The sequence below is a fragment of the Halovulum dunhuangense genome (assembly GCF_013093415.1).
GTDB lineage: Bacteria > Pseudomonadota > Alphaproteobacteria > Rhodobacterales > Rhodobacteraceae > Halovulum > Halovulum dunhuangense.
The window spans coordinates 803,210-829,764 of the sequence record NZ_JABFBC010000002.1 but is presented as its reverse complement, the minus strand read 5'-3'; the positions used below and the strand labels follow the sequence as shown (position 1 = coordinate 829,764).

General features: G+C 67.6%; 27 protein-coding genes and 1 tRNA gene. 11 read left to right on the top strand and 17 right to left on the bottom strand.

The genetic code is table 11. The features are described 5' to 3' along the window. The first annotated feature begins 24 nt into the window (after positions 1 to 24). The 9 genes from HMH01_RS14735 (at position 25) to HMH01_RS14695 (ending at position 11,576) form a co-directional block, all read left to right on the top strand. The gene (locus HMH01_RS14735; protein ID WP_171326515.1) at positions 25 to 1,749 is read left to right on the top strand and encodes an ABC transporter substrate-binding protein; all 1,725 of its coding nucleotides are present in this window, start codon (positions 25 to 27) and stop codon (positions 1,747 to 1,749) included. A gap of 120 nt (positions 1,750 to 1,869) precedes the next feature. Beyond that, positions 1,870 to 3,357, top strand: a complete 1,488-nt coding sequence (gene glpK / locus HMH01_RS14730; protein ID WP_171326514.1) for a glycerol kinase GlpK — start codon at positions 1,870 to 1,872, stop codon at positions 3,355 to 3,357. A 2-nt stretch (positions 3,358 to 3,359) separates the two neighbouring features. Further along, complete coding sequence (locus tag HMH01_RS14725) at positions 3,360 to 4,505, top strand: iron-containing alcohol dehydrogenase (RefSeq protein ID WP_425483621.1); 1,146 nt, start codon at positions 3,360 to 3,362, stop codon at positions 4,503 to 4,505. 148 nt (positions 4,506 to 4,653) lie between these two features. Next, positions 4,654 to 5,580 carry a ring-cleaving dioxygenase gene (locus HMH01_RS14720; RefSeq protein ID WP_171326512.1) on the top strand — a complete coding sequence of 309 codons (927 nt, stop codon included), beginning with the start codon at positions 4,654 to 4,656 and terminating at the stop codon, positions 5,578 to 5,580. Beyond that, on the top strand, positions 5,577 to 6,260 hold the full coding sequence (locus tag HMH01_RS14715; protein ID WP_171326511.1) for an alpha/beta hydrolase: 684 nt from the start codon (positions 5,577 to 5,579) through the stop codon (positions 6,258 to 6,260). Before HMH01_RS14720 ends, HMH01_RS14715 begins: the two co-directional genes overlap by 4 nt. A 149-nt stretch (positions 6,261 to 6,409) precedes the next feature. Next, positions 6,410 to 7,000: a VOC family protein gene (locus tag HMH01_RS14710; RefSeq protein WP_171326510.1), complete on the top strand. Its 591-nt coding sequence runs from the start codon at positions 6,410 to 6,412 to the stop codon at positions 6,998 to 7,000. Positions 7,001 to 7,223: 223 nt separating this feature from the next. Next, positions 7,224 to 7,970, top strand: coding sequence for an ABC transporter ATP-binding protein (locus tag HMH01_RS14705; protein ID WP_171326509.1), 747 nt, complete (start codon positions 7,224 to 7,226; stop codon positions 7,968 to 7,970). Between the two features lie 3 nt (positions 7,971 to 7,973). Further along, the gene (locus tag HMH01_RS14700) at positions 7,974 to 10,337 is read left to right on the top strand and encodes an ABC transporter permease (protein WP_171326508.1); all 2,364 of its coding nucleotides are present in this window, start codon (positions 7,974 to 7,976) and stop codon (positions 10,335 to 10,337) included. A 3-nt stretch (positions 10,338 to 10,340) separates the two neighbouring features. Next, positions 10,341 to 11,576, top strand: coding sequence for an efflux RND transporter periplasmic adaptor subunit (locus HMH01_RS14695; protein ID WP_171326507.1), 1,236 nt, complete (start codon positions 10,341 to 10,343; stop codon positions 11,574 to 11,576). A 396-nt stretch (positions 11,577 to 11,972) separates the two neighbouring features. On the opposite strand, the gene HMH01_RS14690 is transcribed toward HMH01_RS14695, so the two are convergent. Then, positions 11,973 to 12,440, bottom strand: coding sequence for a hypothetical protein (locus tag HMH01_RS14690; protein WP_171326506.1), 468 nt, complete (start codon positions 12,438 to 12,440; stop codon positions 11,973 to 11,975). A 3-nt stretch (positions 12,441 to 12,443) separates the two neighbouring features. Here HMH01_RS14690 and HMH01_RS14685 point away from each other — a divergent pair, with 3 nt between their 5' ends. Further along, positions 12,444 to 13,163 (top strand): Crp/Fnr family transcriptional regulator, encoded by a 720-nt coding sequence (locus HMH01_RS14685; protein WP_171326505.1) that lies wholly within the window; start codon positions 12,444 to 12,446, stop codon positions 13,161 to 13,163. A gap of 262 nt (positions 13,164 to 13,425) precedes the next feature. On the opposite strand, the gene HMH01_RS14680 is transcribed toward HMH01_RS14685, so the two are convergent. The 14 genes from HMH01_RS14680 to HMH01_RS14615 all read right to left on the bottom strand — a co-directional run bounded on the left by HMH01_RS14680 (position 13,426) and on the right by HMH01_RS14615 (position 24,556). Further along, on the bottom strand, positions 13,426 to 14,586 hold the full coding sequence (locus tag HMH01_RS14680; protein ID WP_171326504.1) for an MFS transporter: 1,161 nt from the start codon (positions 14,584 to 14,586) through the stop codon (positions 13,426 to 13,428). A gap of 54 nt (positions 14,587 to 14,640) precedes the next feature. Then, a complete protein-coding gene (locus HMH01_RS14675; protein WP_171326503.1) occupies positions 14,641 to 15,693 on the bottom strand; it encodes a permease in 1,053 nt (350 codons plus the stop codon). 55 nt (positions 15,694 to 15,748) lie between these two features. Then, the gene (locus HMH01_RS14670) at positions 15,749 to 16,066 is read right to left on the bottom strand and encodes an ArsR/SmtB family transcription factor (RefSeq protein ID WP_171326502.1); all 318 of its coding nucleotides are present in this window, start codon (positions 16,064 to 16,066) and stop codon (positions 15,749 to 15,751) included. Between the two features lie 84 nt (positions 16,067 to 16,150). Next, complete coding sequence (locus HMH01_RS14665; protein WP_171326501.1) at positions 16,151 to 17,050, bottom strand: cation diffusion facilitator family transporter; 900 nt, start codon at positions 17,048 to 17,050, stop codon at positions 16,151 to 16,153. 3 nt (positions 17,051 to 17,053) lie between these two features. Further along, entirely contained in the window at positions 17,054 to 17,461 is a 408-nt protein-coding gene (locus tag HMH01_RS14660) for an OsmC family protein (protein WP_246237412.1), read from the bottom strand. After that, positions 17,458 to 18,369 (bottom strand): MBL fold metallo-hydrolase, encoded by a 912-nt coding sequence (locus tag HMH01_RS14655; RefSeq protein WP_171326500.1) that lies wholly within the window; start codon positions 18,367 to 18,369, stop codon positions 17,458 to 17,460. Before HMH01_RS14655 ends, HMH01_RS14660 begins: the two co-directional genes overlap by 4 nt. Continuing rightward, positions 18,366 to 18,602: a thioredoxin family protein gene (locus HMH01_RS14650; protein WP_171326499.1), complete on the bottom strand. Its 237-nt coding sequence runs from the start codon at positions 18,600 to 18,602 to the stop codon at positions 18,366 to 18,368. Before HMH01_RS14650 ends, HMH01_RS14655 begins: the two co-directional genes overlap by 4 nt. Continuing rightward, positions 18,599 to 19,231 carry a class I SAM-dependent methyltransferase gene (locus tag HMH01_RS14645; RefSeq protein WP_216366864.1) on the bottom strand — a complete coding sequence of 211 codons (633 nt, stop codon included), beginning with the start codon at positions 19,229 to 19,231 and terminating at the stop codon, positions 18,599 to 18,601. The genes HMH01_RS14650 and HMH01_RS14645 overlap by 4 nt, the downstream gene beginning before the upstream one ends. Before the next feature lie 14 nt (positions 19,232 to 19,245). Then, entirely contained in the window at positions 19,246 to 19,992 is a 747-nt protein-coding gene (locus HMH01_RS14640) for a permease (RefSeq protein ID WP_343035328.1), read from the bottom strand. After that, positions 19,989 to 20,276 (bottom strand): ArsR/SmtB family transcription factor, encoded by a 288-nt coding sequence (locus HMH01_RS14635; RefSeq protein ID WP_171326497.1) that lies wholly within the window; start codon positions 20,274 to 20,276, stop codon positions 19,989 to 19,991. Before HMH01_RS14635 ends, HMH01_RS14640 begins: the two co-directional genes overlap by 4 nt. 314 nt (positions 20,277 to 20,590) lie before the next feature. Continuing rightward, entirely contained in the window at positions 20,591 to 21,583 is a 993-nt protein-coding gene (locus HMH01_RS14630; protein ID WP_216366863.1) for an alpha-ketoacid dehydrogenase subunit beta, read from the bottom strand. A 10-nt stretch (positions 21,584 to 21,593) separates the two neighbouring features. Then, positions 21,594 to 22,544, bottom strand: coding sequence for a thiamine pyrophosphate-dependent dehydrogenase E1 component subunit alpha (locus tag HMH01_RS14625; protein WP_216366862.1), 951 nt, complete (start codon positions 22,542 to 22,544; stop codon positions 21,594 to 21,596). A gap of 93 nt (positions 22,545 to 22,637) precedes the next feature. After that, positions 22,638 to 23,990 (bottom strand): GAF domain-containing protein, encoded by a 1,353-nt coding sequence (locus HMH01_RS14620; RefSeq protein ID WP_171326496.1) that lies wholly within the window; start codon positions 23,988 to 23,990, stop codon positions 22,638 to 22,640. Then, positions 23,987 to 24,556 carry a hypothetical protein gene (locus HMH01_RS14615; protein ID WP_171326495.1) on the bottom strand — a complete coding sequence of 190 codons (570 nt, stop codon included), beginning with the start codon at positions 24,554 to 24,556 and terminating at the stop codon, positions 23,987 to 23,989. Before HMH01_RS14615 ends, HMH01_RS14620 begins: the two co-directional genes overlap by 4 nt. A gap of 233 nt (positions 24,557 to 24,789) precedes the next feature. Here HMH01_RS14615 and HMH01_RS14610 point away from each other — a divergent pair, with 233 nt between their 5' ends. Continuing rightward, the gene (locus HMH01_RS14610; RefSeq protein WP_171326494.1) at positions 24,790 to 25,572 is read left to right on the top strand and encodes a hypothetical protein; all 783 of its coding nucleotides are present in this window, start codon (positions 24,790 to 24,792) and stop codon (positions 25,570 to 25,572) included. A 121-nt stretch (positions 25,573 to 25,693) separates the two neighbouring features. Here the strand turns inward: HMH01_RS14610 and HMH01_RS14605 are convergent, their stop codons facing one another. Together HMH01_RS14605 and HMH01_RS14600 are read right to left on the bottom strand one after the other, a co-directional pair. Continuing rightward, on the bottom strand, positions 25,694 to 26,101 hold the full coding sequence (locus HMH01_RS14605; RefSeq protein ID WP_171326493.1) for a hypothetical protein: 408 nt from the start codon (positions 26,099 to 26,101) through the stop codon (positions 25,694 to 25,696). A 221-nt stretch (positions 26,102 to 26,322) separates the two neighbouring features. Continuing rightward, positions 26,323 to 26,412, bottom strand: a tRNA-Ser gene (locus tag HMH01_RS14600). Positions 26,413 to 26,555: the final 143 nt, after the last annotated feature.

Genomic DNA, 26,555 nt, shown 5'->3' with positions numbered 1-26,555 from the left:
GCAGTCCTTTTTGGGAGGGATTAAATGAACTTGTCATACAAATCGTCCACGGCGCTGGGCCTTGCGCTCATCGCGCTCGCTGGGCCGGCCTTTGCGGACATGAACGCCGCCCGTGCGTTCCTCGACGCCGAGATCGGTGATCTGTCCTCGCTGACCCGCGAGGAGCAGGAAGCCGAAATGCAGTGGTTCATCGACGCTGCCGCGCCTTTCGAGGGCATGTCGATCAACGTGGTGTCCGAGACGATCACCACCCACGAATACGAAGCCCAGGTGCTGGCGCCCGCCTTCACCGCGATCACCGGCATCCAGGTCACTCACGACCTGATCGGCGAGGGCGACGTGGTCGAGAAGCTGCAGACGCAGATGCAGACCGGCGAGAACGTCTATGACGCCTATGTCAACGACAGCGACCTGATCGGCACCCACTGGCGCTATCAGCAGGCCCGCAACCTGACCGACTGGATGGCGGGCGAGGGCGCGGACGTCACCAGCCCGACGCTGGACCTGGACGACTTCATCGGGATCAGCTTCACCACCGGTCCCGATGGCAAGCTCTACCAGCTTCCCGACCAGCAGTTCGCGAACCTCTACTGGTTCCGCTATGACTGGTTCACCGACCCCAAGACCATGGAGGACTTCAAGGCGGCCTATGGCTACGACCTGGGCGTGCCGCGCAACTGGTCTGCCTACGAGGATATCGCCGAGTTCTTCACCGGCCGCGACATGTCCTACATCGGCGGCCCGTCCGAGGGCGTCTATGGCAACATGGACTACGGCAAGAAGGACCCCTCGCTTGGCTGGCGCTTCACCGACGCGTGGATGTCGATGGCCGGCATGGGTGACAAGGGCGAGCCGAACGGCCTGCCCGTCGACGAGTGGGGCATCCGCGTCAACGAGAACTCGCAGCCCGTCGGCTCCTGCGTGAACCGTGGCGGTGCCACCAACTCGCCTGCCGCGGTCTATGCGATCGAGAAGTACGTTCACTGGCTGAACAACTTCACCCCGCCCGCCGCCGGAGGCATGACCTTCTCCGAGGCCGGGCCGGTTCCGGCGCAGGGCAACATCGCCCAGCAGATGTTCATGTACACCACCTTCGTGCCGTCGCTGGTCGAAGAGGGCCTGCCGATCGTGAACGAGGACGGCACGCCGAAGTGGCGTCTTGCCCCGTCGCCGCACGGCGCCTACTGGGAAGAGGGCATGAAGGTCGGCTACCAGGACGCCGGTTCCTGGACGCTGATGGAATCGACCCCGGTCGATCGCGCCAAGGCCGCCTGGCTCTATGCGCAGTTCGTGACCTCCAAGACGGTGGACGTGAAGAAGAGCCATGTCGGCCTGACCTTCATCCGCGAGTCCACGATCGATCACGACTCCTTCACCGAGCGTGCACCGCGTCTTGGCGGCCTGGTCGAGTTCTACCGCTCGCCCGACCGCGTCCGCTGGTCGCCGACCGGGACCAACATCCCCGACTATCCCCGCCTCGCGCAGCTGTGGTGGCAGAACATCGGTGATGCGTCCTCGGGCGCCAAGAGCGCGCAGGAAGCGCTGGACGCGCTCTGCGAGCAGCAGGAGCAGGTGCTCGAGCGTCTGGAGCGTGCCGGCGTGCAGGGCGATCTGGGTCCGAAGATGAACGAGCCGCAGGACGCCGCGTTCTGGCTGAACGAGCCGGGCGCGCCGAAGCCCAAGCTCGAGAACGAGGACGAAGAGCCGATCACCATCGGCTATGACGAGCTGATCGCCTCCTGGCAGTAAGCCATCTCCCCCGGTCGGGGCCTGGCCAGGGCCCCGATCGAACCCGCCCGCCCCGGTCGCCTTTCGCGCCCGGGGCGGGTACTTTCCCCCAAACGCCACAACCAGAACGGACGAGGGGCAATGCCGCATATCCTTTCGATCGACCAGGGAACCACGTCGAGCCGCGCCATCCTCTTCGACGCGCGCATGAGGATCGTCGCCACCGCGCAGGAAGAGTTCACCCAGCACTACCCCGCCTCGGGTTGGGTCGAGCATGACGCGTCGGACCTGTGGTCCACCACTGCCGGCACCTGCCGCGAGGTGATCGAGCGGGCGGGCATCCCGGCCTCGGACATCGTCGCCATCGGCATCACCAACCAGCGCGAGACGACGCTGGTCTGGGACGCGAAGACCGGCCAGCCCATCGGCCGCGCGATCGTCTGGCAGGACCGCCGCACCGCAGCGCTGTGTCAGGAACTCCGCGACGCGGGCCATGCCGACATGGTCACCGAAAAGACCGGGCTCCTGCTCGATCCGTATTTCTCGGCCACCAAGCTGAAATGGATCCTCGACAATACGGACGGTGCGCGCGAGCGCGCCCGGCGGGGCGAGATCCTGTTCGGAACCGTGGACAGTTTCCTGATCTGGAAGCTGACCGGGGGCGCCGCCCATGTCACCGACGCGACCAATGCCGCGCGGACCATGCTCTACAACATTTCCGAGGGGCGCTGGGACGACGACATCCTGAAGCTTTTCGACATCCCGGCCGAAATGCTGCCCGAGGTGCGCGACTGCACCGGCGAGTTCGGGCGCACCCGCGCCGATCTTTTCGGGCGCGAGATCCCCATTCTGGGCGTGGCCGGCGACCAGCAGGCCGCGACCGTCGGCCAGGCCTGTTTCAAGCCCGGCATGTTCAAGTCCACCTATGGCACCGGCTGCTTCGCGCTTCTGAACACCGGCGAGACGCGGGTCGCGAGCCGCAACCGGCTGCTCACCACCATCGCCTACCAGTTCGACGGCAAGCCGACCTATGCGCTGGAAGGGTCCATCTTCATCGCGGGTGCCGTGGTCCAGTGGCTGCGTGACGGGCTGAAGATCATCCGCGAGGCGAAGGAGACCCAGCCCCTGGCCGAGGCCGCCGATCCGGGGCAGGGGGTGATCCTGGTGCCGGCCTTCACCGGGCTTGGCGCACCTTACTGGAATGCAGAGTGCAGGGGCGCGGTGTTCGGCCTGACCCGAAATTCGGGCCCCGCCGAACTGGCCCGCGCCGCGCTGGAAAGCGTGGGTTTCCAGACCCGAGATCTGCTTGAGGCCATGAAAGCCGACTGGGAAGGGAATGGCGGCAACGTGCTGCGCGTCGATGGCGGGATGAGCGTGAGCGACTGGGCGATGCAGTTCCTGTCGGACATCATCGGCTCTCCGGTGGATCGGCCCGAGGTGCTGGAGACGACGGCGCTTGGGGCGGCATGGCTGGCGGGTGTCACCGCCGGCGTCTATCCGGAGCAGGAGGAATTCGCCCGCGGCTGGGCGCTGGAGCACAGGTTCGAGCCCAGCATCGACGAGGCGACACGCGCCGCGAAATACGCCGCATGGAAACGCGCCGTGGCCGCCACCATGGCCGCGGCATGAGCCTGCCCGTATTCGGCTTCGTGACCGCCGGCGCGATCCGCTTCGGTCGCGGCGTCGCCTCCGAGGCGGTTGGCTTTGCGGCTGCCAGGGGGCGGCGCGCCCTGGTCGTCCACGGTGCGACTGCCGCAAGGGCTGACTGGCTTGTCGCGGGGCTGGAACGGGCCGGGCTTGCCACGGCCCGCATCGCCTGTGCCGGGGAACCTGCCCTGCGGGAACTGGAAGCCGCGGTCGCAACCGCGCGCGCCCACCGGCCCGACGTGATCCTGTCGCTGGGCGGCGGTGCCGCGATCGACCTGGGCAAGGCGGTGGCGGCCCTGAGCCCCGTGCCGGGCCCCGCGCTCGACTATCTCGAGGTGGTGGGCAAGGGGCGCAAGCTCGAGTCGGATCCGCTACCCTTCGTGGCGATGCCGACGACAGCCGGAACCGGCGCCGAGGTCACGAAGAATGCGGTGATCGGCGTGCCCGAAAGCCGGCGCAAGGTCAGCCTGCGGGACGACCGGATGCTGCCCGACCTGGCGCTGGTGGATCCGGCGCTGACCGACGGGCTGCCGAAGGCGGTCACGCTGGCCTGCGGGCTGGATGCGGTGACGCAGGTGATCGAGCCCTATGTCAGCGCGCGCGCGAACCCGCTGACCGACGCGATCTGCCGCGCGGCCATTCCCGAGGGGCTTGCGGCGCTCATGCGGCTGATGGAAGGCGAGGACGCGGACGCCCGCGAGCGCATGGCCTGGGTCAGCCTGTCCGGCGGGCTTGCGCTGGCCAATTCCGGGCTTGGCGCCGTGCATGGCCTGGCCGGTGTGCTGGGCGGCCGGATCGGCGGGGCGCATGGGGCCATCTGCGGATTGCTGCTGCCCCATGTGATCCGGGCCAACATGGCGGCGGTGCCGGAGGGCGGCCTCGTTCATGCGCGACTGCTGGAGGTGCGCGACTGGATCGCCACGGCGATGGGCGTGCCCGCCGGGGATGCGCTGGATGCCCTTGCCGGCTGGATGGTCGCGCAGGGCCTGCCCACGCTCGGCGGGCTGGGCGTGGGGCAGGCGGATCTTCAGACCATCGCCGACGATGCGGCGGCGTCCTCCTCGATGAAGGCGAACCCGGTGCCGTTGCCGGCCCCTGTGCTGGTCGGTGCCCTGCGCGCCGCCCTGTGAATTGTCCGCCTTGTGGCCGCTTTGGGGCCGCAGTTGCACAAACTGTTTCCGTGCAGATGGCTATTCCGCTGCTTGATCCCTTGCGATAAGCGCCCATCTGCGGACCAGGGGCGCGGGCCACCACAGGCCCGCCCAACAGGAGACAGCGATGACCGACAAGGCGATACCGGGCCTGCATCATGTGACCGCGATTTCCGGTCCGCCGCAGGCCAATGTGGATTTCTTCACCGGCGTTCTGGACCAGCGGTTGGTCAAGCGCACGGTGAATTTCGACGATCCGGGCACTTACCACCTGTATTACGGGGATCACGAGGGCAGCCCCGGCACGATCCTGACCTTTTTCCCCTTCGTGGGTGCGGGCCGCGGCAGCGCCGGGGCGGGCATGGCCAGCGCCTATTCCTATGCCGTTCCGAAGGGGCGCTTTGACGACTGGATCCACCGGCTGGACGATCTGGACTTTGCCCACGAGGCGCCGGCAGAGCGTTTCGGCGCCCGCGTCCTGACGCTGCACGATCCCGACGGCGCCCCTGTCGAGTTGATCGAGACCGACCGCGCGGGCGATGGCACCATGCTGGACGGGTTCCATTCCGTCACGCTCTGGCTGCGCGACATCGGCCCCACGGCGAAACTGCTGACCGAGGTCATGGGCTACGAGGAAGCCGGCCACGAGACCGTTGACGGGACCGAACGGCTTCGGCTGCGTGCGCCCGGCGATGCGCGCGGGGCCATCGTCGAACTGATGCGCCGCGAAGGGGCGGGCATCGGCCGGCAGGGCGCGGGGTCGATCCATCACGTTGCCTTCCGCGCCGAAAGCGACGCTGTGCAACTCGACTGGCGCGAGCGGCTTCTGCGCGCGGGCATGCAGGTGACGCCCGTGATCGACCGGCAGTATTTCAACGCGATCTACTTCCGCGAGCCGGGCGGCGTCCTGTTCGAGATCGCCACCGACCCGCCCGGCTTTGCCGCGGACGAGCCGGTCGAGACGCTGGGCCGCGACCTGAAGCTGCCCCCGCAATACGAGGCGTATCGCGCGCGGATCGAGCAGGTCCTGCCGCCACTGAAGGTGCCGGCATGAGCGGCGCCGACCCGCACGGCACGGCGCGCCTGCTGCGTTGGGGCGCGCCCGCCGGGCAGGCACGGCTTGGCCTGGTGCTTCTGCATGGTCGGGGCGGCAGCGCCGAGGACATTCTCGGGCTGGCCGCGCATCTGGGACTGGCCGATATCGCCGCCGTCGCGCCGCAGGCTGCGGGCCACAGCTGGTGGCCGACCAGCTTTCTTGCGCCCACCGCCGCGCTTGAGCCCTACCTGTCCTCTGCGCTGGCCGCGGTCGGACGATCCGTGGCGGCGCTGGAAGCCGAGGGCATACCGCGCGCGCAGATCGCCATTGCGGGCTTCAGCCAGGGCGGCTGTCTTGCGGTAGAGGCGGCTGCGCGGCTTGCCGGGCCGCTGCATGCCGTGATCGCCCTGTCCGGCGCGATGATCGGCAGCGGTGACGCGGACGGCGCCCCCACGGATGCGCTTTACGGCCATGCGCCCAAGCGTTTCGACTACGAGACGCGGCTCGACGGTGTGCCGGTCTATCTTGGCTGTCACGCGCAGGACCCGCATATCCCGCTGGCCCGCGTGAACGAAAGCGCGCGCGTGTTGCGCGGGCTGGGCGCCGAGGTGGACGAACAGATCTTCCCCGGCCCGGGCCACGGCATCCTGCCCGAAGAGATCCGCGCGATGCAGGGGCTGCTCGGTCCGTCGTCCTGAACCGGATCCACTGCCCGCGCCGCGTTTTCGGCGCGGGCCAACAGACTGTTTCCCCGTGTCATGACACTTTCAGGTTCTCTGGACAGGGATTCGACCTAGAGTCCGCGCCAACAACAGAATGACGGTGCGGCAGCAGCGGAGGGCCAGACATGCGCAAGATCCAGACACAGGGCGTACATCACATCACGCTGATGGGCGCCGACCGGCAGACCACGATCGATTTCTGGGAGGGGCTGCTCGGCATGCCTTTCATCTTCGATCAGCCCAATCTGGACAACCCGTCGGAAAGCCATCTGTATTTCGATCCGGGCGACGGGCGACTGATCACGGTGTTCTGCGACGAGAACCGCAAGGTGGACCCGGCCCGGACCTCGACCGATGTCGGCTGCGTCCATCACATCGCCTTCAGCGTGAGCCAGGCGACCTCGAAGCAGGTCGCGAAGCGACTGGACGAGCGTGGCATCCGCCATTCGGGCCACAAGGATCGCGGCTTCATGGACAGCTTCTACTTCAACGATCCGCTGGGGCTGACGATCGAGCTGGCCTCCTACCGGTTCGATCCGCCCTGGGGATACACCCACGCCCATGTGCTGCTGGAGGCGCACAAGCTGCGCGTCGCGCGCGGCGACTACAACATCCAGGAAGAGCACCTGGCCGACGCCATCGAGATCCTTGCCACCCGCAACCGCGAGACCCTGTCCGAGGATCGCGCGCCAAAGGATCCCTACCGGGCGTCCTGACCGGCTGCGCCCGCCCCGCCGCCCGGGGGCGGGGGGCATTGACGCAGGTCAAGGCTCCGGTCCGTCGCACCGGCGACAAGGGTGCAGGCGCTTCCGCCGGGGAAGCGAATGTGACTGTCGGAGCGTTGGATGACGGGGGCGGGAAAAGCCACGGATAGCAAGGCCGGGCAACCGCATGACAGCGGCCTGTCGTCCGCGCCCGGTGTGACGACCGCGCAGGCCGATGCCCGAGGCTGAGCGGCAGACAGGCGCGGCCGGACCCGATGGCGGGGTCGTGTTCCGCGCTGCGGGCCTGACCAAGATCTACGAGACCGGAGAGGTGAAGGTCCGTGCCCTGGACGGCGTGGACATCGAGTTGTTCGCAAGCGAACTGGCGGTGCTGCTCGGCCCGTCGGGCAGCGGGAAATCGACGCTGCTGAACATCGTGGGGGGGCTCGATCACGCGACATCGGGCAAGGTCTGGTTCCGTGGGCAGGAACTGACGGCGATGAACGATCGGGCGCTGACCCGCTACCGGCGCGCGAATGTGGGTTTCGTGTTCCAGTTCTACAACCTGATCCCCAGCCTGACCGCCCGCGAGAACGTGGCACTCGTGACTGATATCGCCGATGATCCCATGACCCCGGACGAGGCGCTGGGGATGGTCGGGCTTTCGGCGCGGCTCGACCATTTTCCGGCAGAACTGTCGGGCGGAGAGCAGCAGCGCGTGGCCATCGCGCGGGCCATCGCCAAGCGCCCGGGCGTGCTGCTCTGCGACGAGCCCACGGGCGCGCTGGACAGCAAGACCGGCGTCCAGGTGCTCGAGGCGCTGGACCGCATCAACCGCGAGCTGGGGACGACGGTGGCCGTCATCACCCACAACGTGGCCATTCGCGCGATGGCACACCGTGTGATCCGGTTCCAGGACGGGCGTATCGCTTCCGTCGAGGTGAACGCCAGCCGCATCCGCCCCGATCAGATCGAGTGGTGAGCCATGCGCGCGCTCGACAGGATGCTGGTGCGGGACTTCAGGCGGCTGGCGGCACAGGCGCTGGCGATCGCGCTGGTGCTGGCCTGCGGCGTGGCCACGCTGCTGATATCGTTCGGGATGCACCGTGCGCTGGACGAGACGCGCACCGCCTATTACGAGCGCAACGAGTTCGCCGACATCTTCGTGCAGGCCCGCCGCGTGCCCCTGTCGCTTCTGCCCGAGATCGCGGCGATCGAGGGCGTGCGCATCGCAGAGCCGCGCATCCGCGCCTCGGCGGTGCTGGACCTGCCGGGACGGGACAAGACGGCGGCGGGGCACCTGCTGTCGCTGCCGGTGACGGGCCTGCCGCAGCTGAACCGCCCGGTGCTCTTGTCCGGGCGTCTGCCCGACCCCGCGATGGCCGGAGAGGTTGCGGTGAACGCTGCCTTTGCCAAGGCGAACGGCTTTCTGCCGGGCGACCGGTTCGAGGCCAACCTGAATGGTCGCAAGCAGGCGCTGACGATCACCGGGCTGATGGCCTCGCCCGAGTTCGTCTACACCATCGGTCCCGGTGCGCTGATGCCCGACAATGCGGGCTTCGGCATCGTCTGGATGCCCGAGGCGACGCTGGCCGCCACCCATGACATGCAGGGCGCATTCAATGATCTGGCGCTGGTCCTGACACGAGACGCGGTGCCGGGCCGGGTGATCGATGCGCTCGACCGGCTGCTGGAGCCCTATGGCGGGATGGGCGCGCATGACCGCTCGCTTCAGCAGTCCAACGCCTTCGTCGAGGCCGAGATCCTGCAATTGCGGACCATGAGCTTCATCATGCCGCCGATCTTCTTCGCCATCTCGATCTTTCTGGTGAACATGGTGATCAACCGGATCGTCGCGCTCGACCGCGCCGAGATCGGGCTTCTGAAGGCGCTGGGCTACACCAATCTGGAGGTGGCGTTCCATTACATCGCGCTTGCCATGCTGGTGGCACTGGTGGGCATCGGGCTGGGCTGGGCCGCGGGCTGGTACCTGTCGCGGGCGCTGGCCCGGCTTTATGCGCAGTTCTTCGACTTTCCCTTCCTGATCTTTTCCACCGCCTTGGACGCCTATGCCGTGTCCGGGGTGCTTGGCCTGCTGACGGCGGGGGCGGGGGCGCTTGCCAGCGCGCTGCGGGCGGCGGCGTTACCGCCCGCGGTGGCGATGCAGCCCCCGGCGCCGCCGCATTACCGGCGCGGGCTGATCGACCGCCTGCTCGAGGTGCTGCGCCCCTCGCAGCCCACCATGATGATCCTGCGCTCGATCATCCGCTGGCCGCTGCGCTCTGCGCTGACGGCGCTGGGCCTGTCGCTGGCGGTGGCGATGCTGGTCGCGTCTTCCTTTTTCCAGGATGCGCTGGACGAGATCGTCGATCTCGCCTTCTTCCAGTCCTGGCGGCAGGACGCGATGGTGATGTTCAACCGCGACATGCCCGAGACCGCCCTGTCCGAGATCGCCCGCCTGCCCGGCGTGATGCAGGTGGAAGGCGCGCAGATGCATGCCGTCGTCCTGCGTCATGGCTACCTTGAAAAGCAGGTCGGCCTGGAGGGGCGCGCCCCCGGCACCGACCTTGCCCGCGTCGTGGATGCCGAGGGGCGGCCGGTGCCGATGCCGCCCGAGGGCATCCTTCTGACCGAGCGGCTGGCCGACCGGCTGGAGGCGCGGCCCGGTGACCTGATCGAGGTCGAATTCATGACCGGCCTGCGCGAGACCCATGTGCTGCCGGTTGCGGGGCTGGTGCGGCAGTATTTCGGGCTGGGCGCCTACATGGACATGGCGGCACTCGACCGCCTGTTCCGCCGTGCGCCGCAGATCACCGTCGCGAACCTGATGCTCGATGACGCCCGGGCGGACGCCTTCCACGCCGCCGTCAAGAAGACGCCCGCGGTGGCCGGAACCGTGATGCTGACCGAAAGCCGGATCAGCTTTCAGGATACGATCCGGCAGAACGTGGTCATCATGACCACCGTCTATGTGGTGATCGCGGTGCTGATCACCTTCGGTGTCAGCTACAACAGTGCCCGGATCCAGTTGTCGGAGCGCGCGCGCGAACTGGCCAGCCTGCGGATCCTTGGTTTCACAAGGGCCGAGGTGTCGTACATCCTGATGGGAGAAACGATGCTGCTTGCGCTGCTGGCGCAGCCGCTGGGCTGGTTTCTGGGCGGCTGGATCGCCTTCGCCTCGAGCCGGGGGTTCCAGAGCGATCTCTATACCGTGCCGCTGGTGCTGAACCGCAGCAATTTCGGCATAGCGAGCCTGGTGGTGCTGGGCGCGGCGATGGCCGCGGCGCTGCTGGTCCGGCGCAGGCTGGACCGGCTCGATCTGGTCGCCGTCATGAAGACGCGGGAGTAGGACATGCACATCAAACCCAGATCCGTGACGCTGGCGGTGGCCCTTCTGGTGGGGCTGGCGGGGCTTGGGATCTACCTGTTCCGTCCGGTGCCGGTTCCTGTGGACCTTGCCGAGGTGCGGCAGGATCTGATGCGGCAGACCGTCGATGTGGACGGCAAGACCCGCATCCGCGACATCTATGAAGTGGCCGCACCGATGACCGGGATCGCCCTGCGCTCGCCGGTCCATGTCGGCGACCGGGTGACCGCCGGAGAGACGGTGGTCGCGGTGGTCGAGCCGGTGGCACCGAGCCTGCTCGACAGTCGCACCCGCAGCCAGGCAGAGGCCGCCGTGCGCGAGGCCGAGGCCGCGACGGACCTGGCCCGCGCCCGCCTGACGCAGGCCGAGGTAGAGGTGGCCTATGCCCGGACGCAGCTGGACCGGATCACCGCGCTTGTCGATCGCGGCGTCGCCTCGATGACCCAGCTTGAGGATGTGACCCAGCAGATGCGCCTTCGCGAGGCGGAACTCGATACCGCGCGGTCAAGCCTCGCCATGTCGGAAGGCGCGCTGGCCCGCGCCCGCGCCGCGCTGATCGAACCAGATCCCGCCGGAATGGTCGTTGCGGGCGAATGCTGCGTCCGCATCACCGCACCTGCCGACGGGGTGGTGCTCGATATCGCGCAGACCAGCGAACGCCCGGTCGCGGCAGGCACGATCCTTCTGTCCGTGGGCGATCCGGCCGATCTGGAAATCGTGGCCGACGTTCTGTCCAGCGACGCCGTGCGGATGTCCGAAGGCGCCCGCGCGATCGTCGAGCGCTGGGGCGGCCCGGGCGCGCTGGAGGCGGTGGTCCGAGCCATAGAGCCGGCCGCGCGCACCCGGGTCTCGGCCCTGGGGATCGAAGAGCAGCGCGTCGATGTGCGGCTCGAACTGACCTCGCCGCCCGAAGCGCGCGCGGGGCTTGGCGAAGGATATTCCGTCTTTCTGCGCATCGTGGAGTGGGAGGCAGAGAATGTGCTTCAGGTGCCGCTCAGCGCCCTGTTCCGCCAGGGCGAGGACTGGGTCGTCTTCGTCGTCGTCGATGGCGTCGCAAGCCTCAGACCGGTGGTGATCGGTCGCCGGAACGGCCAGGTGGCAGAGGTGCTGTCGGGCCTTGCATCCGGCGATGCGGTGATCACCCATCCCGGCGACAAGGTTGCCGACGGGGTTGCCGTCGTGGACCGACGCAGCCTGACCGATCCGGGTGCCGGCAGATAGAAGCGGGTGGACCCGCGCCATTCCCGTCCTGTTCCGCTTCCGCCACGCTGTCCAAGCGCAACCGAAGCGCGGCAGGCTTGCGGGCCTTCTCGGGAAGGCGGAATGGCGGAACCGGAAGCCCCGCCGCCACGAACACGCCAGACCGCCCCCCGGCCGCCCTGGCGCTGGGACACCTGGCCAGCCACTTCCGGATGGCCCTTCAAGACCGTGGAAAGATCCGACCGCGACCGGATCGGGACAACACCGTCGTCTGGGCTGCTGGCGGACGGGACGGGGCCGGGATCCGACGCTCACGAACCCGGCCGATTGCCTTGTCGGGGCATGAACTGCCCGTCGCGCTTTGCCCGATCATGGCGGCATTCACGCTGATGCAACGCAGTGCCGTTCCCGCCGATGTCAGTGCGCGTGTGGATCCTGCCCTGTCGCCAACGCAAGATGATGGGCCTGGTGATGCATGCCAACCGTCATCACGCCGATGAATCCGAGGGCCCTGATGCGGTCAGGGTCGGCGCCGGTCACGGTCAGGGCCGCACCGCCCGGGATCTCTGAGGCCTGCATTGTCCAGCCCTCGGCGCCATTCATGGTCGCCGCGTGGGCCGGGACCATGGCGCGGATGGAATTGGCGACTTCCGCGTCCTCGGACGTCGCCGCGAAGCGGGCGCCGTCTTTCATCTCCTGGACCTGAACGCGGGCGCGGAGCGTCACGTTGTCCATGTCGACAAGATGCTGACGAAGTGCCGCGATATCGACACGGCTCCAGTCCGTATTCGGGTCGGCCATCAACTGCGCCACAATCTCCTGGATGGCGGCGAAGGCAGATTGCCCCCCCTCCATCGGCAATGCGGGAACGGTGTCCGCGTTCATCCCATGACCCGCGTGATCCATGCCGGGCATGTGCTGCCCATGCTGCATTCCCGCGTGTTGCGGGGTCGAATCCTGCGCCAGCGCCAGACCGGCAGAGGAAAGAAGTGCGAAAACGAAAAAAGGACGGATCATGGGGGCCTCTCGTGGGTGCGTGCCCCCTTGTTGCAGAGGAACGCCGGCGGCCATATGATCGCGATCATGCAGACATCGATTTCCCTGATTTTCCAGGATGCACGTCTCAGGGGGCTTGCGCCGGGCGAGACGCTGTTTGCCGCGGGCGAAGATGTCGCCGACATTTTCTTGGTACGCTCCGGCAGGGTGCACTTGCATCGGCACACGACGCATGGTGCCCAGATGGTTCTGCAGAACGCCGGTCCGGGCGCAGTCATCGCCGAGGCTTCGGCCTACTCGTCGCGGTATCACTGCGATGCTGTCGCCGCCGGGGAAAGCGTGGTTGCGGGCTTGCCGAAGGAGCGCTTCCTTTCCGTGCTTTCCAATGAGCCGGCGCTGGCGGAATGCTGGTCCGCGCTGCTGGCGCGCAGCGTTCAGGCGGCACGCCTCAGGTCTGAAATCCGGTCGTTGCCAAGGGTCGCGGACCGTCTCGACGCATGGCTCGGAGAAGACAATTCAATGCCGGAAAGGGGCCGCTGGCAGGAGGTGGCGGCCGAACTCGGCATCACGCGGGAAGCTCTCTACCGCGAGTTGGCGCGGCGACGGACCTGAGTGAAGATCACTTGCGGTGCTGGCATTTTGCCGCGACGGCCGGGCGGCTGGGCGACCGCAGGCGAAATCACCCCGACCGACGAATGGACAGCTTGCCGGGGAACGACGAAAGGAGTGGTGCGCCCACCATTCAGGATCGTGGCGGAAAGACCAAGGTGCCGAAGGATGAGCCGGATCCGCGCGGCTTCGGTCATCTGGCTGCCGTCGCGGACGGCGCTTGCGGCATCCGGACCTGCACCGAGCGTGCAGAGTTCGCGCCGCCTCATGTTCTTCTCAGGGCGAGCAGAGCGATGAAGGAGGCAACGCCGATGCCCGCCGTCAGCCATATCGCCGAAAGACCCCAGGCCGTCAGCGCAGCGCCGAAGATCAGGGGCGCCGCTGCTTGCAGGATGCGTGCCGGCGCATTGAGCCAGCCGATCCGCCGCCCGTATCCCGCAGCACCGAACAGCGCCAGTGGCAGCGTTCCTTTCGCGATCGTCAGGATCCCGTTCCCCGCGCCGTGCAGGAGTGCGAAGGCATAGGCGGCGGGTCCACCGAAAGTCACCAAAGCGACCGCGGCGGCAGGGTGCGCCGCTGCGGCCACGCGCGTGGACATCAGGGGATGTAACCGGCGCAGAAGGCCGAACTCAAGCACCCTTGCCGCGACCTGCGCGGGGCCGATCAGGGCGCCGGCGGCGATGGCGACCGCCGTGCTGGCCCCTGCGGCCTGTAGCAGGCCGGGCAGGTGCGCGGCCATTGCGGTCGAGTTGAACCATGTCGCCGCGAAGACGAACGCAAGAAGCCAGATGGCGCGATCCGAAGGCGGCGGTCCCTCCTCGACCGTCGTGCTTGGTGGGGCCTTGGTCTCGGCGCCCTTCGGCAGGCAGGCGTTCAGCGGCAGGGCCAGGAACAGATGGATAAGCGCCCAGCCGATGCAGGCTTCGCGCCAGCCCCAAGTCGCCAGCATCAGCCCCGAAAGCGGCCAGCCGACCGTGCTGGCAAAGCCGGCGATCAGCGTGATGCCTGTAATCGGCCCGCGCGCATCCTTGCCGTAGATCCCCGCCAGCGTGGCGAACCCTGCCTCGTACAGCCCGATGCCCATGCCGAGCCCGATCACGGCCCAGCCTGCGAAAAGCACCAGGGGCACCGGCGCCACGGCAAGCAGCCCGAGGCCCGCCGCGAAGACGATGTTGGACGCCATCAGCACGCCGCGCCCGCCGGCGCCGTCGATCCGTGCCCCGGCCCAGGGTCCGACCATGGCCGAAACCACCATCGCCATGGAAAACGCGCCGAAGACCCAGACCGGTGACAGGCCGAGGTCTTCGGCCATGGGCACGGCCAGAACCGCGGGGATGTAGTAGCTGGAAGCCCAGCTGACCGTGAGGGACGAGCCGAGGGCGGCGACGATCAGGCCGCGCCGGTCGGAAGACAGTCTTGGGATCATGATGAGGTTCGACCAGGAAAGGAGCGGCGAGACAACGCGCCTCGCCGTAGTTGTTCAAGTCATCGAGGTCCAGAGCTGGAACAGCAAGCCCGATGCAAATGCGCCGGTCAGGGACAGGCCGATATAGACCGCAAAGACCTGCGGCCGCGCCAGTGCCCAGACCGCCATCGCCGCCGGGATCGAGGTGACGCCCCCGGCCACAAGAAAGGCCATGCCCGCACCGGGCGCCATGCCCTGCTCGATCAGCCCGCCCACGAGCGGCAGCGCCGCATAGCCGTTCAGGTAGGCCGGAACCCCGACCAGCGTTGCCGTCACGATGGGCAGCAGCCCCTCGCCGCCAAGCGCGGCGGTCACGGTTTCCGCCGGGATCCAGGCCAGCATCAGGCTCTCTAGGATGAAGGCGAGCGTCAGCCATTTGGCCAGGAACAGCGTGGTGGTCAGCGCGGTCTTGCCGAACCTGGCCCGGCGGTCGGCATCCGCCCAGAACCGCCAGACGACGGGCTTGGGCGCGCGGATCTTCGCACCGCCGCAACCGCCATTGCCTACGCCATCGCGCAGTGGATCGGCGAAGGCCCCGCCTTTTATCATCAGGTGCACCACCGTGCCGCCGAACACGCCAAGCCCGATGGCGGCGACGGTCTTGGCGACCGCGAATTCGAGGTCGAGCACGCCCGCCGTCAGCACGAACATCGACGGGTCCATGATGGGCGAGGCCAGCCAGAAGGCCATGACCGCAGAAAGCGGCACGCCCATCGCCAGCAGCGCCGCGATCAGCGGGATCACCCCGCAGGAACAGAACGGCGAGATGCCGCCTGCCAATGCGCCGAGGCCGATCATCAGGATCGGCGCGCCGGTAAAGGCCTTGGCGATCAGGTTGTCGGCGCCGGTTGCATTGGCCCAGGCCGCGATGGCGATGGACAGGATCAGGAACGGCGCCGTGTTCAGAAGGGCGTTGCCCGCGAAGATCGCACTGCCCGCAGCCTGGGGCGCATCGAAGACCGCCAGCGCCGCAAGGATCAGCGCCGAGGCGAGCCAGACCCGCTGGTCTTGCCACAGATGGCGCAGCGTGGACCGGAGGCCCGGTGTCGGGAGGGTTGTGTCGGTCATCACCAAATCTCCGGAAATGCAGTTGTATCGAGGCAATAAAAAAGGCGTACGCGCATCATGCAGCGTCCTCCGACGGTCGCACCGCGACACCGGCGCAGCACTCCGAGGTCAGAAAGCCGACGAGCGTGTGCATCGCCGGGAAATCCACCCTGTTGAACACTTCGCGGCCCTGCTTGTCCTGGAGCACAAGCCCCGCATCGACCAATGTCGACAGATGATGCGCGAGCGTCGACGGCGCGAGGCCCAGATGCTCGCCGATATCGCTGACCCGCAGCCCGTCATCCCCGGCCTTCACCAACAGTCGAAAGATCGACAGGCGGGCATCATGGCCAAGAGCGGCAAGGGCGCGAGCGTTGGAGCTTATCGTGGTCATATCGTAAAAATAACTACAATTCCGGTTTTGTAAAGGATTCATTTCGGCAGACGCAGAACCACATCCCGGCAGGGATGTCCCGCATCACGCGCCGGGACGAAGGCAGCTTGTGCCGCAGGGCTCGCGTTCCACCTGGATGGTGCTGTGCGCGATGCCGAATTCGTGCTTCAGCCCCTCGGCAAGGACGTGCAGCACCGCGTCGGTATCCTGCGCCCCGCTGACAACATGCACCGACAGCGCGGTGTGCGTGGTCGAGAGCGGCCAGATATGCAGGTCATGCACATCCCGAACGCCATCCTGCCGCCCGAGCCAATCCGCCACCGCCGCCGGATCGACCTGGCCAGGTACGCCATCGAGGCTGAGATGCAGCGCCTCGCGGAACAACCCGGCGGCGGTCACGGCGATCAGCAGGCTGACGGCGATTGCGACGGCGGGGTCGAGCCATGTCCAGCCGGTCAGCAGGATCCCCGTCGCCGCCAGCACCACGGCGCCCGAGACGGCGGCGTCGGCGGCCATGTGCAGGAAAGCACCCCTGGCGTTCAGGTCGACCTTCCGGGCGCGCATGAACAGAAGCGCCGAACCGGTGTTCACCGCGATCCCGACCAGCGCCACGACCAGGATGGTCAGTCCAGGCAGGTCGACCGGCGTCTGGAACCGATGCGCCGCCTCCCATATGACCCAGACCACTCCGATCAGGATGGCGAGCGCGTTCAGCATCGCCGCCATGATGGTGGCGCGTCCCAGCCCCCAGCTATGCGCACGGGTCGCAGAATGTTTCGCCAGAACCGCCGCGCCCCAGGCGATCAGCAAGCCCGCCACGTCGGTCAGGTTGTGTGCGGCATCCGCCAGAAGCGCAAGCGAGCCGGTCAGAAAACCCGCTGCCGCCTCGACGATCACATAGGCGGTGTTGAGCCCGACCGCCCAGCGGAAGGCCGGACCAAGGTCCGCAGGCGTGCCATGATCGTGGGCGTGATCATGCGGCATGGATCAGTCCTTCCGCCGGATCGTCCCGACAAGCTCGATGGCCTCGGCCAGCGTGTTGGAGATGGTGCCGTATTTGCGCAGGTTTCGGTGCAGAAGATCGAGCCGCTGGTCGGTCTCATCCGTATCCACCACGATCGCGTAGTCGATGCGGACCATCCGGGGCGGGCTGTCCTGACGAACCCCGTGCAGGCTGACCTCGATCCCGCGCAAGTCGAACCTGAGCATCGGTGCCACCCGCTCGGCCCCCTTCAGCAGGCAGGCCGCTAGGCTGGCGAGCAGCATCTCGGCGGGATTGAACGCATCGTCCCGCCCGGCCAGGTCGGTGTCGAGCACGAGGCGTGCCGATTTCGCCTCGGCCTCGGATCCGTGGCTGTCGATCCGGCGGGCGGTGACGCGATACTCCAGCATCATTCCCATTCCATCTGCTGGAACGCGGTCTGCGCGTTGCGGCCGGCAAGGCTGTCGAACTGCTCGAGATACGCAAAGGCCGACTGGTCGACCTGCGGCGCGGCCATGATGTCACCGCCCTTGTCCAGCAGCGCCCCGATCTGCGCGCGCAGGTTCATCAGGTAGTCGTAGGTGTCGGCGCGGGCATGCTCCATCGTCGTGGGCCCGCCGTGGCCCGGCACGACATGCGCGGCTTCCGTCGCCTCTACCGCCAGATAGGCGTCGGGCCATCGGGCGATCGAACTCTGGTCGCCCACGCCCAGGATGCGCTCGACGTAAACGATGTCGCCGGTGAAGACCGTATCGCGCGCCGGTACCCAGACAAGGCTGTCGCCGGGCGTGTGCGCGGGGGCGGGATGCACGATCTCGAAGGTCAGCCCGCCGATCTCCAGCGAATGTGCACCGGCAAAGGTCACATCCGCGAAGCTGGGCTCTGTGCCATCGAGCGCGTCGCCGATCAGCTGCGACAGCGCCGTCATCTGCATCGAGGCGCGGGTCCGCTGGTCCTCCACCGCCGCATCGGATGCGATCACCGTGGCGCCCTGCGCCTGCCAGTAGCCGTTCCCCAGCCAGCGGTGGTCCTGACCGCCGGTGTCGATGACATGGACCACCGGCTGATCGGTGATCCCGCGGATGGCTGCGTGCAGCATGGCCGCCCCCTGCCACGAGCCGCCCGGATCGATCAGGACCGCACCCGCCTCGGTGACGACCAGGCCGAAGGTCGCATTGTTGCCCAGGTTCTCGGGGCTGCGTTGCCCCAGCGGGCCGACGATGGCCCAGACATCATCCGTGACCGGCTGGACTTCGAGGACGTCAGCGAGTGCAAGGGTCGGCGCACCAAGGACGGCGGCGAAAGCGAAGGCGCGGATCATGCGCTGAGCCAGTTGTCGAGTTTGGCCGCATCCGGCAGGCCACCGGCGTGGACAAGCCTGCCGTCGACCGAGACGCCCGGCGCCGACATGACCCCCGCCATGGCGATGGAGTTCGCGTCGATGACCTTGACGACCTCGACCTCGACACCAGGCCGGGATTCCGCGTCCCCGACCATGGCTTCGGGCGTTTCGCAGCGCTTGCAGCCGGGCCCGTAGACCGTGACGTTTTTCATGGGCGTGTTTCCTTCTTGCGAAAGACCGAGATCTGGAAGGACTGCGTGTTGCCCTTGGGTGTGCGATGGGTCTGATGCTCTGACTGTACGAGGGTCATCATGCCCGGCATCAGTTCTTCGACCCGCCCGGCAAGCGTTTCGGGCGAATACCGCTGCACCGGAAGATCTGAACACCGCTCCGGTCCTGTCAGGCCGAAGGTGGCGATGATGGCAATTCCGCCCGGGCGCAGGGTTTCATCCAGTGTTTCAAGATAGCGCTTCTGGTCGGCAGGCTCGGTCAGGAAATGGAACACCGCCCGGTCATGCCAAAGGTCGTAGGTCCTGTCGGGGGCCCATTCTCGCACATCGGCCGTGACGAAGCTGACCTGTCCGGCCTTCGCCCCAAGCCGGGCCTTCGTGATGGCCAGTGCTTCGGCCGACAGGTCCAGCAAGGTCAGCGCCGCGTGTCCATCCGCCAGCAGATGATCCACCAGCCGTGACGCGCCAGCGCCGACGTCAATCAGCGCCCCGCCCTCGGGCAGATGGTCGCGCACAAGCCGCAAGGACGCCTCGGGCATGTTCTCGAACCAGGTCAGCGCATCTTCGTTCCGCGCGCGATAGGCCTTGTCCCAGTGTTGTGAAAGGTCCATTTTCCGGTCGTCGCTCATGGCAGGAAGTTGAAGGGAAAGGCGGTGGCGAGGATCCCGGCCGACGCGACCGCGATGAAGATCGCGATCAGGCGGAGTTTCAGCACCTGCGCGGCGCCGATCTTCAGCCGCTCTTCGGGCGGATCGCCCACGGGACCGGCGTTCAACTCGCGCACCCGGTCCTGCCGGTTGCGCTCCAGCCCCATGCGGCCGAGGATGAAGCCCGCGACGGTGGCGATGGTGAAGCCGAAGACCAGGTAGATCGTCGCGATCTGCCCGCCGACGAGTCCGTAGAGCAGGCCCAGGCCCACCGGCCCCACAATCGGGCCCGCGATCAGGAAGGAAAACGTGACACCCGGCGGGATACCCGCCGAGACGAAGCCGATGAAGAGCGGCATCGAGAAGCAGGAACAGAACGGCGTCTGCACGCCGAGCAGCGAGGCAAGCGGGTAGCCCCAGATCTGGCTCTTGCCAGCCAGGATCGCGCCGCTCTTTTCCGGGCTGAACCAGCTGCGCAGGAACCCGGTGACAAAGACGATGCCCGTCAGCAGCAGCACCTTCGGCACGTCATGGACGAAAAAGGCGATGGCCTCGCCGGTGTGGCTGTCGCGCGCCACGGGCAGCATCGCCGTGACCAATTCCGAGATCGGGACCAGCCGGCCGTAGAGAAGATACAGGACCGCGCCCGCGACGGTTACGCCCACATACCAAAGCCAGTCGGGCGCTTCGCGATGCAGGACGGGATCATGGGGCACGGCGGTCACGCGACTTTCCTTTCAGGAACACGTTCGGCGGCAAGCACCGCGTCGATGGCCGCCGCGAATTCCGGCGCGAGATCCGGGTTCCTGCGATAGCGCACCCATTGCGCGTCGCGCCGGTCGAGCACGAGACCGGCCTCGCGCAGCACCTTCATGTGCCGCGACATCCGGCTCTGGCTCGCGTCAAGCCGAACCATCAGTTCGCAGACGCAATGCTCGCCCCCACCCCAAAGAAGTGCAAGGGCGGCGCGCCGGGTCGGGTCGCAGATGGCGGACAATATATCCTGCATGGCGGTATGATCATGCGTCGCAGCGCATATGCGCCTTGATCCATGTCAACCGCAGCCACCTCCAGCGCTCGCGATGCCGGCTTCGGCCGGGCGGATGCCCAAGGCAGCCTGCGCAACTCGATATCCCTCCGGCCGCGCGCATCCACGGGCAGGCCGCGATCCCGCCAGCACTTAGCCGGCGGGCGGCGTTTCGGCTGCACATGGGGTCGCGCGGACCGCGAGACGCTCGCCCCATCCCCGCGCGGGGCCGAAATCGACACGGATGGAAGCCGGATCCGTGGAACCCGGCTTCCCGCCCCGCCGCGCGGCGCGGATCATACCGCCAGGGCAAGATCCCTCGGGACATGGTCGCCCATAAGGTCGCGGGCCGCGGCGGCAATGGCAGCCGGTGCCGGACTGTAGGCGGCCTCCAGCGGGAAGCAGGCGGCGACTGGCGCGTCGGGTCCGGTCAGGCGCCGCACCGGGGCGCGCAGGGAGGCGAAGGCCGCATCCGCCACCATTGCCGCAACCTCTGCCCCGATGCCGCAGGTTCGGCTTGCTTCATGTGCAATCACCACTCGACCGGTCTTGCGCACCGAACGCAGGATCGCCGCCTCGTCTAGGGGCTTCAGGCTGCGCAGGTCCAGCACCTCTGCGGCGATGCTTGCGCGGGCAAGTTCTGCCGCGGCCTCAAGACAGGCCGGCACGGTCTTCCCGTAGCCGATCAGCGTGACGTCGCTTCCCTCGCGCGCAACGCGCGCCTGCCCGATCGGCACCGCTGTCTCGCCCAGTTCGCCAGGCGCATAAGCCAGTGCCATGTCGGTAAAGATCAGCACCGGGTTGTCGTCGCGGATCGCCGCGCGCATCAGCCCCCAGGCGTCAGCCGGGGTGGAGGGCATCGCCACCTTGAGCCCGGGCGCATGGGCGAACCACGCCTCCAGGTTGTGGTTGTGCTGCCCGCCCACGCCCCAGCCGCCGCCGGTGTGGGCGAGAACGACCATCGGGAAGGAAAACTGCCCACCCGAGAGGTAGCGCAGCTTGCCCGCGGCGTTGACGATCTCGTCCATGGCGTAGCAGAGGAAGGGCGCGAAGAGCAGATCGACGATGGGCCGAAGCCCGGTCGCCGCGGCGCCGGCCGCAGTGCCGGCGATAATCCCTTCGGCGAGCGGGGTGTTGCGAACGCGCGCGGCGCCGAATTCGTCGCGCAGGGCCGTTCGCTTGGTGGCGACGCCTTCGCCAAAGACAAGCACCGAAGGGTCGGTGCGCATCTCGGCGGCAATGGCGGCATCGATGGCGTCCATCATGGTCATCATGGTCATCATGGTCATGGCATTGTCCTCAGGCATAAACATGGGTCGTCAGCGCCTCGGGCGCCGGGAAGGGACTGGCCGAAGCAAAGGCCTCGGCCATGCTGATGCGCCTGGCGACGCGCGCCTCGATGCCGTCCAGCGTTGCGCGGTCCAGGGCGCCGGATCCGACCAACCGGTTGCGCAGCAGGTCGATGGGATCGCGGGCGGCCCAGCTGGCATGCTCCTGCGGATCGACATAGGCCATGTCGTCCGGCTCGAAATGGCCGCGCAGGCGGTAGGTCACGGTCTCCAGCAGATAGGGGCGGCCGGTCTCGGCGATGCGGGCGATGGCGTGGCGGGCGGCCTCATGCACGGCGATCACGTCAGTGCCATCGACGCGGGCGCCTTCGATCCCGTAGCCGGGCGCCCGGGCGGCGATGCTGTCCACCAGCATCGTCTCGTCGCGGTGCACAAAGGCCTGCCAGTGGTTGTTCTCGCAGACATAAAGCACCGGCAGGCCCCAGACCGCCGCCAGATTGACCGACTCGTGAAACCGGCCCTGGCAGGCTGCCCCGTCGCCGAAGAAGCAGGCCACGACCCCCTCGCGCCCGGCCATCCGCCGGCTCAGCGCGACGCCGGTCGCCAACGCCAGTTCGCCGCCGACGATGGTCGAGGTCAGCACCACGCCCAACTCGCTCGCCGAGACGTGCAGCGGGCCGCTCTTGCCGCCGCAGTAGCCATCCTGACGGCCCATGATCTCGGCCAGCAGCCGGTTCGGATCGGCCCCGCGGGCCAGCAGGTGTCCAGCGCTGCGGTGGTTGGTGAGGATCTCGTCGTCCTCGCCCAGCGCCCATACCACGCCCACCGCCGACGCCTCCCCGCCTATCGCAGTGCAGCTGCCGGGCGCGCGGCCCGCTTGCTGCAACGCGGCCGCCGTCTCCTCGTGGGCCCGGATCAGCATCATCCGCTCCAGCGCCTCGATCATCCATTCCGTGTTCATCCATAGCCTCCATCGGTGTGATGGAGGCGGCGTATAGACCGCTTGCCAGCGCAGCGGTGCCTAAATGATCGTGCACGAAAGGCTCAAGGAACCTTAATTGGCGGACTGGACCGCGGCGCCGCCGATCTCTTCCAGCTCGAATCGGCAATCCGCGGCCAGCCGGAACCGACCACGCCCGCAGCGTTCGATGCGGATGCCGTCGCCGCGTTCCTCAAGCCGGCGGCGCAGCAGCACAAGCCGCGCCTCCAGGTTCTCGGCGTGGTCGGGCAGGCGGCGGGCAAGGTAGAGCCTGAGCTCGCGGTTGGTGAATTCTTGGCGCCCGCTTTCGACATGCTCGCTCAGGACACGCCAGAGGATCGCGCCGGCAACGCCCTTTATGATGTAGTCGTGGCCGAAGAAGACGCTGTCGTCTGCGACATGACGGCGGACAGGGACCACCCGTGTCGCGTCGATTTCCTGCATGTCGAGACCGGCCTGTGCCGGCGCTTCGTCCCGCGGCATGGCCGCGATCAGTGCCCCGAGATGGGCGCCGACGAGCGCCAGCGCATCCTCGTCGGCAAACGAGAATCGCATCGCCTCGCGGCTTTCGACGAACAGCACGCCCAGCACGTTTCCACGACAGGCGATCGGCAGGGCGAGCTGGCTTTGGGGTGCGGCAAGGCCGGGAAAGGGGATTTCGGCACCGGCGAACCAGGCATGGCCGGACCGCTGCGCGCTCTGGCGGATCGCGTTGCCGTAGTCGTATTCGGCGGCCATGTTGCTTATGCGGATCGGGACACCCTCGCGAGCGGCGACGCCGATCACGCCGTCCCCGAACGCCACCTCCGAGCCGATGCCCGGGGCGGCGTATCCCCGCGACGCCACGGTATAGAGCCGGTCGGCCCGCGGTTCGCACATCAGGATCAGGGCGTGGGCGATGCCGAATTCCCCCGCGATGGCCTCGAGTGCCGCGTCGAGGAGATGCTCCAGATCGTCCTTGCCAGCCAGCCGATCCGCGACGCGCCGCAATGCCAGCAGGTCCTGGCGCGGCGGCGGCGCGCCCAGCGCCGGCCCGTCGATCGTCTCGATCGTACGCACCCGGAAGATATCGGAACCCAGCAGCTGGAACACGCCTGCCATGCCGCTGTGCGAGGCGATCCCGGCAAGGCGGGCCTTCATCGCCTCGAAGACCGGCCCGTGGGTCAGGGTCTCTTCGTAGTCCAGATCGAGCCGGTATTGTGCGCAGGTCACCGGATCGACCACGGCGACCGACGCGGCCCGGGTGGCGAGGATGTTGCGCCGGGTCTTGTTGAAGAACTGGTAGGACAGCGCCACGCGCTCGGCATCGACGAAATGCACCTGGCTTATCAGGGACACGTTGGGCAATCCGTCGGCATCGCAGGTGGCCAGGATCGCCGGCACGAATCCTTCGAGGCAGTTGCGGATCGCGACCAGGCAGTCGCTCATGGGCGGATCTCGCTGCCCGCCCCCGGCCCGGGGGTTTGCACGAAAGCACGCTCGGTCATCAGTGGGACCGTCACGATTTCCTGTACCTGGTAGGTCCCGTAAAGCGCCGAGAAGGCGGGACTGTAGCCCATGCCGATCAGCACTTCGCGGAACTGCGCCGTTTGCGTGGCCAGCGCCGCCATGTCCTCGGCATCTGCCGGGGTCGCGGACCCGGCCCGGCCCTTCAATTGGACCGCGCTGTGATCGCGCGGGCGGGTAAACGTGGCAGCCACCGCACTGCCTTGCGCGATGGCATCCAGAAGCGCCACGTTCGCCGGCCGCCGCAGCATCAGCCGCAGCACGCCGGCATCCGCCCGTGCAGCCAGCGCCAGCCCGGCGATGGGCCGACCGTTCGAACCGCGCGCGGCCATGACCACGCTGAGGCCCGAGGTGCAGAACGCGATCATCTCGGACGACAGCACGGAGCCGTCGGAGGCACCGCGCAGGATCGCGGACCAGGCGGCAAGATCCTCCGATGGCCTGGCGGGTTGTTCAGAGCGGAGCGTGGTTGCGGGCGTGGTCGTCACCGGGGCAACTCGGATGGAAGCGATCGAAAAGATTTACACCCGATCCCGGCTTGCCGAAAGCGGGATCTGCGCCGGGACGCCCGAGCGGCTTAAGATTGTTTTAGCATTCCTTAGCGAACTCTTAGCGGGCGCGGAGGTGCACCGATGGCTATGTCCCCGCCATCGCAATCGCCGCCCAAGGTAGCTTCGGAAAACCTGTCCGCGGGCGGCACAAGAACGAGGACAACCGCAAGATGAACATCGCCAGACAAATCGCCCTGGCCGCAACCGCGAGCGTCGGCCTCACCTCCGCCGTTGCCGCAGAGGAGATCGTCCGGGGGGCCGAAGTGGCCTTCGGGGCCGGGACCGCGCACAGCTGGGCGCTGCTCGACAGCCAGAACCGGCCGCAGGAGATCGGCGTGTCGATGTCCGCAGACGCCGTCGCGACCTTGGGCAACGACATGATCTTCGTTACCCTGCCGCTGCCCGAAAGGGCGATAGAGGCAGGCTACGGCCATGTTTCGCTCGACTGGATGCCGCATGGTCACCACCCCGACGGTCTGTTCGGCGTGCCCCATTTCGACGTGCACTTCTACTTCACGTCCGAGGCCGATCGGCTAGCCATCGACCCGGCGGACCCCGCCTACATGACCAGGGCGGCGAACTATCCCGACCGCATCTTCATGCCGGCCGACTACGCCCCGCCGCCGCAGCCCGACCCCGTTCCGGCGATGGGCGAGCACTGGCTCGACACGACCCACCCGATCTTTTCCGGCGCTCCGTTCGACCACGTCTTCATCTACGGCTCCTGGGACGGCGCGGTTACCTTTGTGGAACCGATGGTAAGCCTCGACGTGATCGCGTCGCGCCAGCCGATCACGGCCGAGGTCAAGCAGCCCGAGGCGGTGGCCAGGACCGGATGGTATCCGACCCGCTACACGATCTCCTACGATCCCAAGACGGACACTCACGATGTAGCGCTTGGCGGGCTTGTCCTGCGCGAACCGCACGCCCAACGCGCCGCCTTGCGGAACTGACACGGCAGTGGCCGGGCGGTCTGTCGCCCGGCCCGCCACCCCGATCCAGGCTTCCTGGCCAGCCCGCGCTGATACGGGCCATGGTGCCGGCCAAAAGGGCCCCCCCTTCCACCGAACGGTATCAATCCCGGTCATGGCAACTTCGCCGCGCCCACCGTCCGGGGCTGCGCCGGATCGAACGGGCATAGCCGCAGGGATATCCGGCGCAACAAGCCTCCACATACTGCGCGTGGGCGAGGTCGGGCGGATACCCTGCCCAGTAGCCACGCGGGCAAAACGCTTGAGCTGGTCGATTGAAACGCCGCGTTGCGGCTTGCTCCAGCTTGTCAGTCAGGACGAACTCCACACCGCCGTTGAAGGGGCCGCCCTCTTCCTGCGCCTTCTTGCGGGCGGCCAGGATCGCCTCCCGCCACTCCACAGCCGAAGCGAGGGAGAAGGCTTCGCCGTCGCTCAAGCCATCCTGCAGTCTGCGGATGTCGCCCGGCGCGAAGTCATGGAGCTTGCGGGCGGTGGAGATGGCGGGTGCCAAGCCCTTTCCTGGTCTCTGTGCCCAGCGGTATTCCGATCCATGGGTTCGGAACCCCCACGAGATCGGGCGGGCTCACCATCCCGAACCCCCAGCTCTCGCCGGGGCCGGGAGGCTGGACAACACAGCGCATGTCCTCGCTCGCGGCATTCTCGTGATACAGCCCGGACAGCAAAGCCCGGCCGTCGAGAGGAAAGCCCAGTAATACCAGTGATTTGTGATTGTGGCGGAGACGAAGGGATTCGAACCCTCGAGACGGTTTCCCGTCTACTCCCTTAGCAGGGGAGCGCCTTCGACCACTCGGCCACGTCTCCACTGACGCGGATAGCAGTGTTTGGCCCATGGATACAAGGGCGAAAACAGCATCTTGGCCCAAGCCCAAGATCGGCCGCCAAGGCCTGTCGTCGAACGGTGCCGCAGGCGTTCGCTGCGAGCACCGACCGGATATTGCCAAACC

What these genes read in the sequence shown, in the direction of transcription:
- HMH01_RS14735 (WP_171326515.1), top strand. Translation starts at nt 25, where the DNA reads ATGAACTTGTCATACAAATCGTCCACGGCGCTGGGCCTTGCGCTCATC.
- glpK (WP_171326514.1), top strand. Translation starts at nt 1,870, where the DNA reads ATGCCGCATATCCTTTCGATCGACCAGGGAACCACGTCGAGCCGCGCC.
- HMH01_RS14720 (WP_171326512.1), top strand. Translation starts at nt 4,654, where the DNA reads ATGACCGACAAGGCGATACCGGGCCTGCATCATGTGACCGCGATTTCC.
- HMH01_RS14715 (WP_171326511.1), top strand. Translation starts at nt 5,577, where the DNA reads ATGAGCGGCGCCGACCCGCACGGCACGGCGCGCCTGCTGCGTTGGGGC.
- HMH01_RS14710 (WP_171326510.1), top strand. Translation starts at nt 6,410, where the DNA reads ATGCGCAAGATCCAGACACAGGGCGTACATCACATCACGCTGATGGGC.
- HMH01_RS14705 (WP_171326509.1), top strand. Translation starts at nt 7,224, where the DNA reads ATGCCCGAGGCTGAGCGGCAGACAGGCGCGGCCGGACCCGATGGCGGG.
- HMH01_RS14700 (WP_171326508.1), top strand. Translation starts at nt 7,974, where the DNA reads ATGCGCGCGCTCGACAGGATGCTGGTGCGGGACTTCAGGCGGCTGGCG.
- HMH01_RS14695 (WP_171326507.1), top strand. Translation starts at nt 10,341, where the DNA reads ATGCACATCAAACCCAGATCCGTGACGCTGGCGGTGGCCCTTCTGGTG.
- HMH01_RS14690 (WP_171326506.1), bottom strand. Translation starts at nt 12,440, where the DNA reads ATGAACGCGGACACCGTTCCCGCATTGCCGATGGAGGGGGGGCAATCT.
- HMH01_RS14685 (WP_171326505.1), top strand. Translation starts at nt 12,444, where the DNA reads ATGACCCGCGTGATCCATGCCGGGCATGTGCTGCCCATGCTGCATTCC.
- HMH01_RS14680 (WP_171326504.1), bottom strand. Translation starts at nt 14,586, where the DNA reads ATGATCCCAAGACTGTCTTCCGACCGGCGCGGCCTGATCGTCGCCGCC.
- HMH01_RS14675 (WP_171326503.1), bottom strand. Translation starts at nt 15,693, where the DNA reads ATGACCGACACAACCCTCCCGACACCGGGCCTCCGGTCCACGCTGCGC.
- HMH01_RS14670 (WP_171326502.1), bottom strand. Translation starts at nt 16,066, where the DNA reads ATGACCACGATAAGCTCCAACGCTCGCGCCCTTGCCGCTCTTGGCCAT.
- HMH01_RS14665 (WP_171326501.1), bottom strand. Translation starts at nt 17,050, where the DNA reads ATGCCGCATGATCACGCCCACGATCATGGCACGCCTGCGGACCTTGGT.
- HMH01_RS14660 (WP_246237412.1), bottom strand. Translation starts at nt 17,461, where the DNA reads ATGATGCTGGAGTATCGCGTCACCGCCCGCCGGATCGACAGCCACGGA.
- HMH01_RS14655 (WP_171326500.1), bottom strand. Translation starts at nt 18,369, where the DNA reads ATGATCCGCGCCTTCGCTTTCGCCGCCGTCCTTGGTGCGCCGACCCTT.
- HMH01_RS14650 (WP_171326499.1), bottom strand. Translation starts at nt 18,602, where the DNA reads ATGAAAAACGTCACGGTCTACGGGCCCGGCTGCAAGCGCTGCGAAACG.
- HMH01_RS14645 (WP_216366864.1), bottom strand. Translation starts at nt 19,231, where the DNA reads ATGGACCTTTCACAACACTGGGACAAGGCCTATCGCGCGCGGAACGAA.
- HMH01_RS14635 (WP_171326497.1), bottom strand. Translation starts at nt 20,276, where the DNA reads ATGCAGGATATATTGTCCGCCATCTGCGACCCGACCCGGCGCGCCGCC.
- HMH01_RS14630 (WP_216366863.1), bottom strand. Translation starts at nt 21,583, where the DNA reads ATGACCATGATGACCATGATGACCATGATGGACGCCATCGATGCCGCC.
- HMH01_RS14625 (WP_216366862.1), bottom strand. Translation starts at nt 22,544, where the DNA reads ATGAACACGGAATGGATGATCGAGGCGCTGGAGCGGATGATGCTGATC.
- HMH01_RS14620 (WP_171326496.1), bottom strand. Translation starts at nt 23,990, where the DNA reads ATGAGCGACTGCCTGGTCGCGATCCGCAACTGCCTCGAAGGATTCGTG.
- HMH01_RS14610 (WP_171326494.1), top strand. Translation starts at nt 24,790, where the DNA reads ATGAACATCGCCAGACAAATCGCCCTGGCCGCAACCGCGAGCGTCGGC.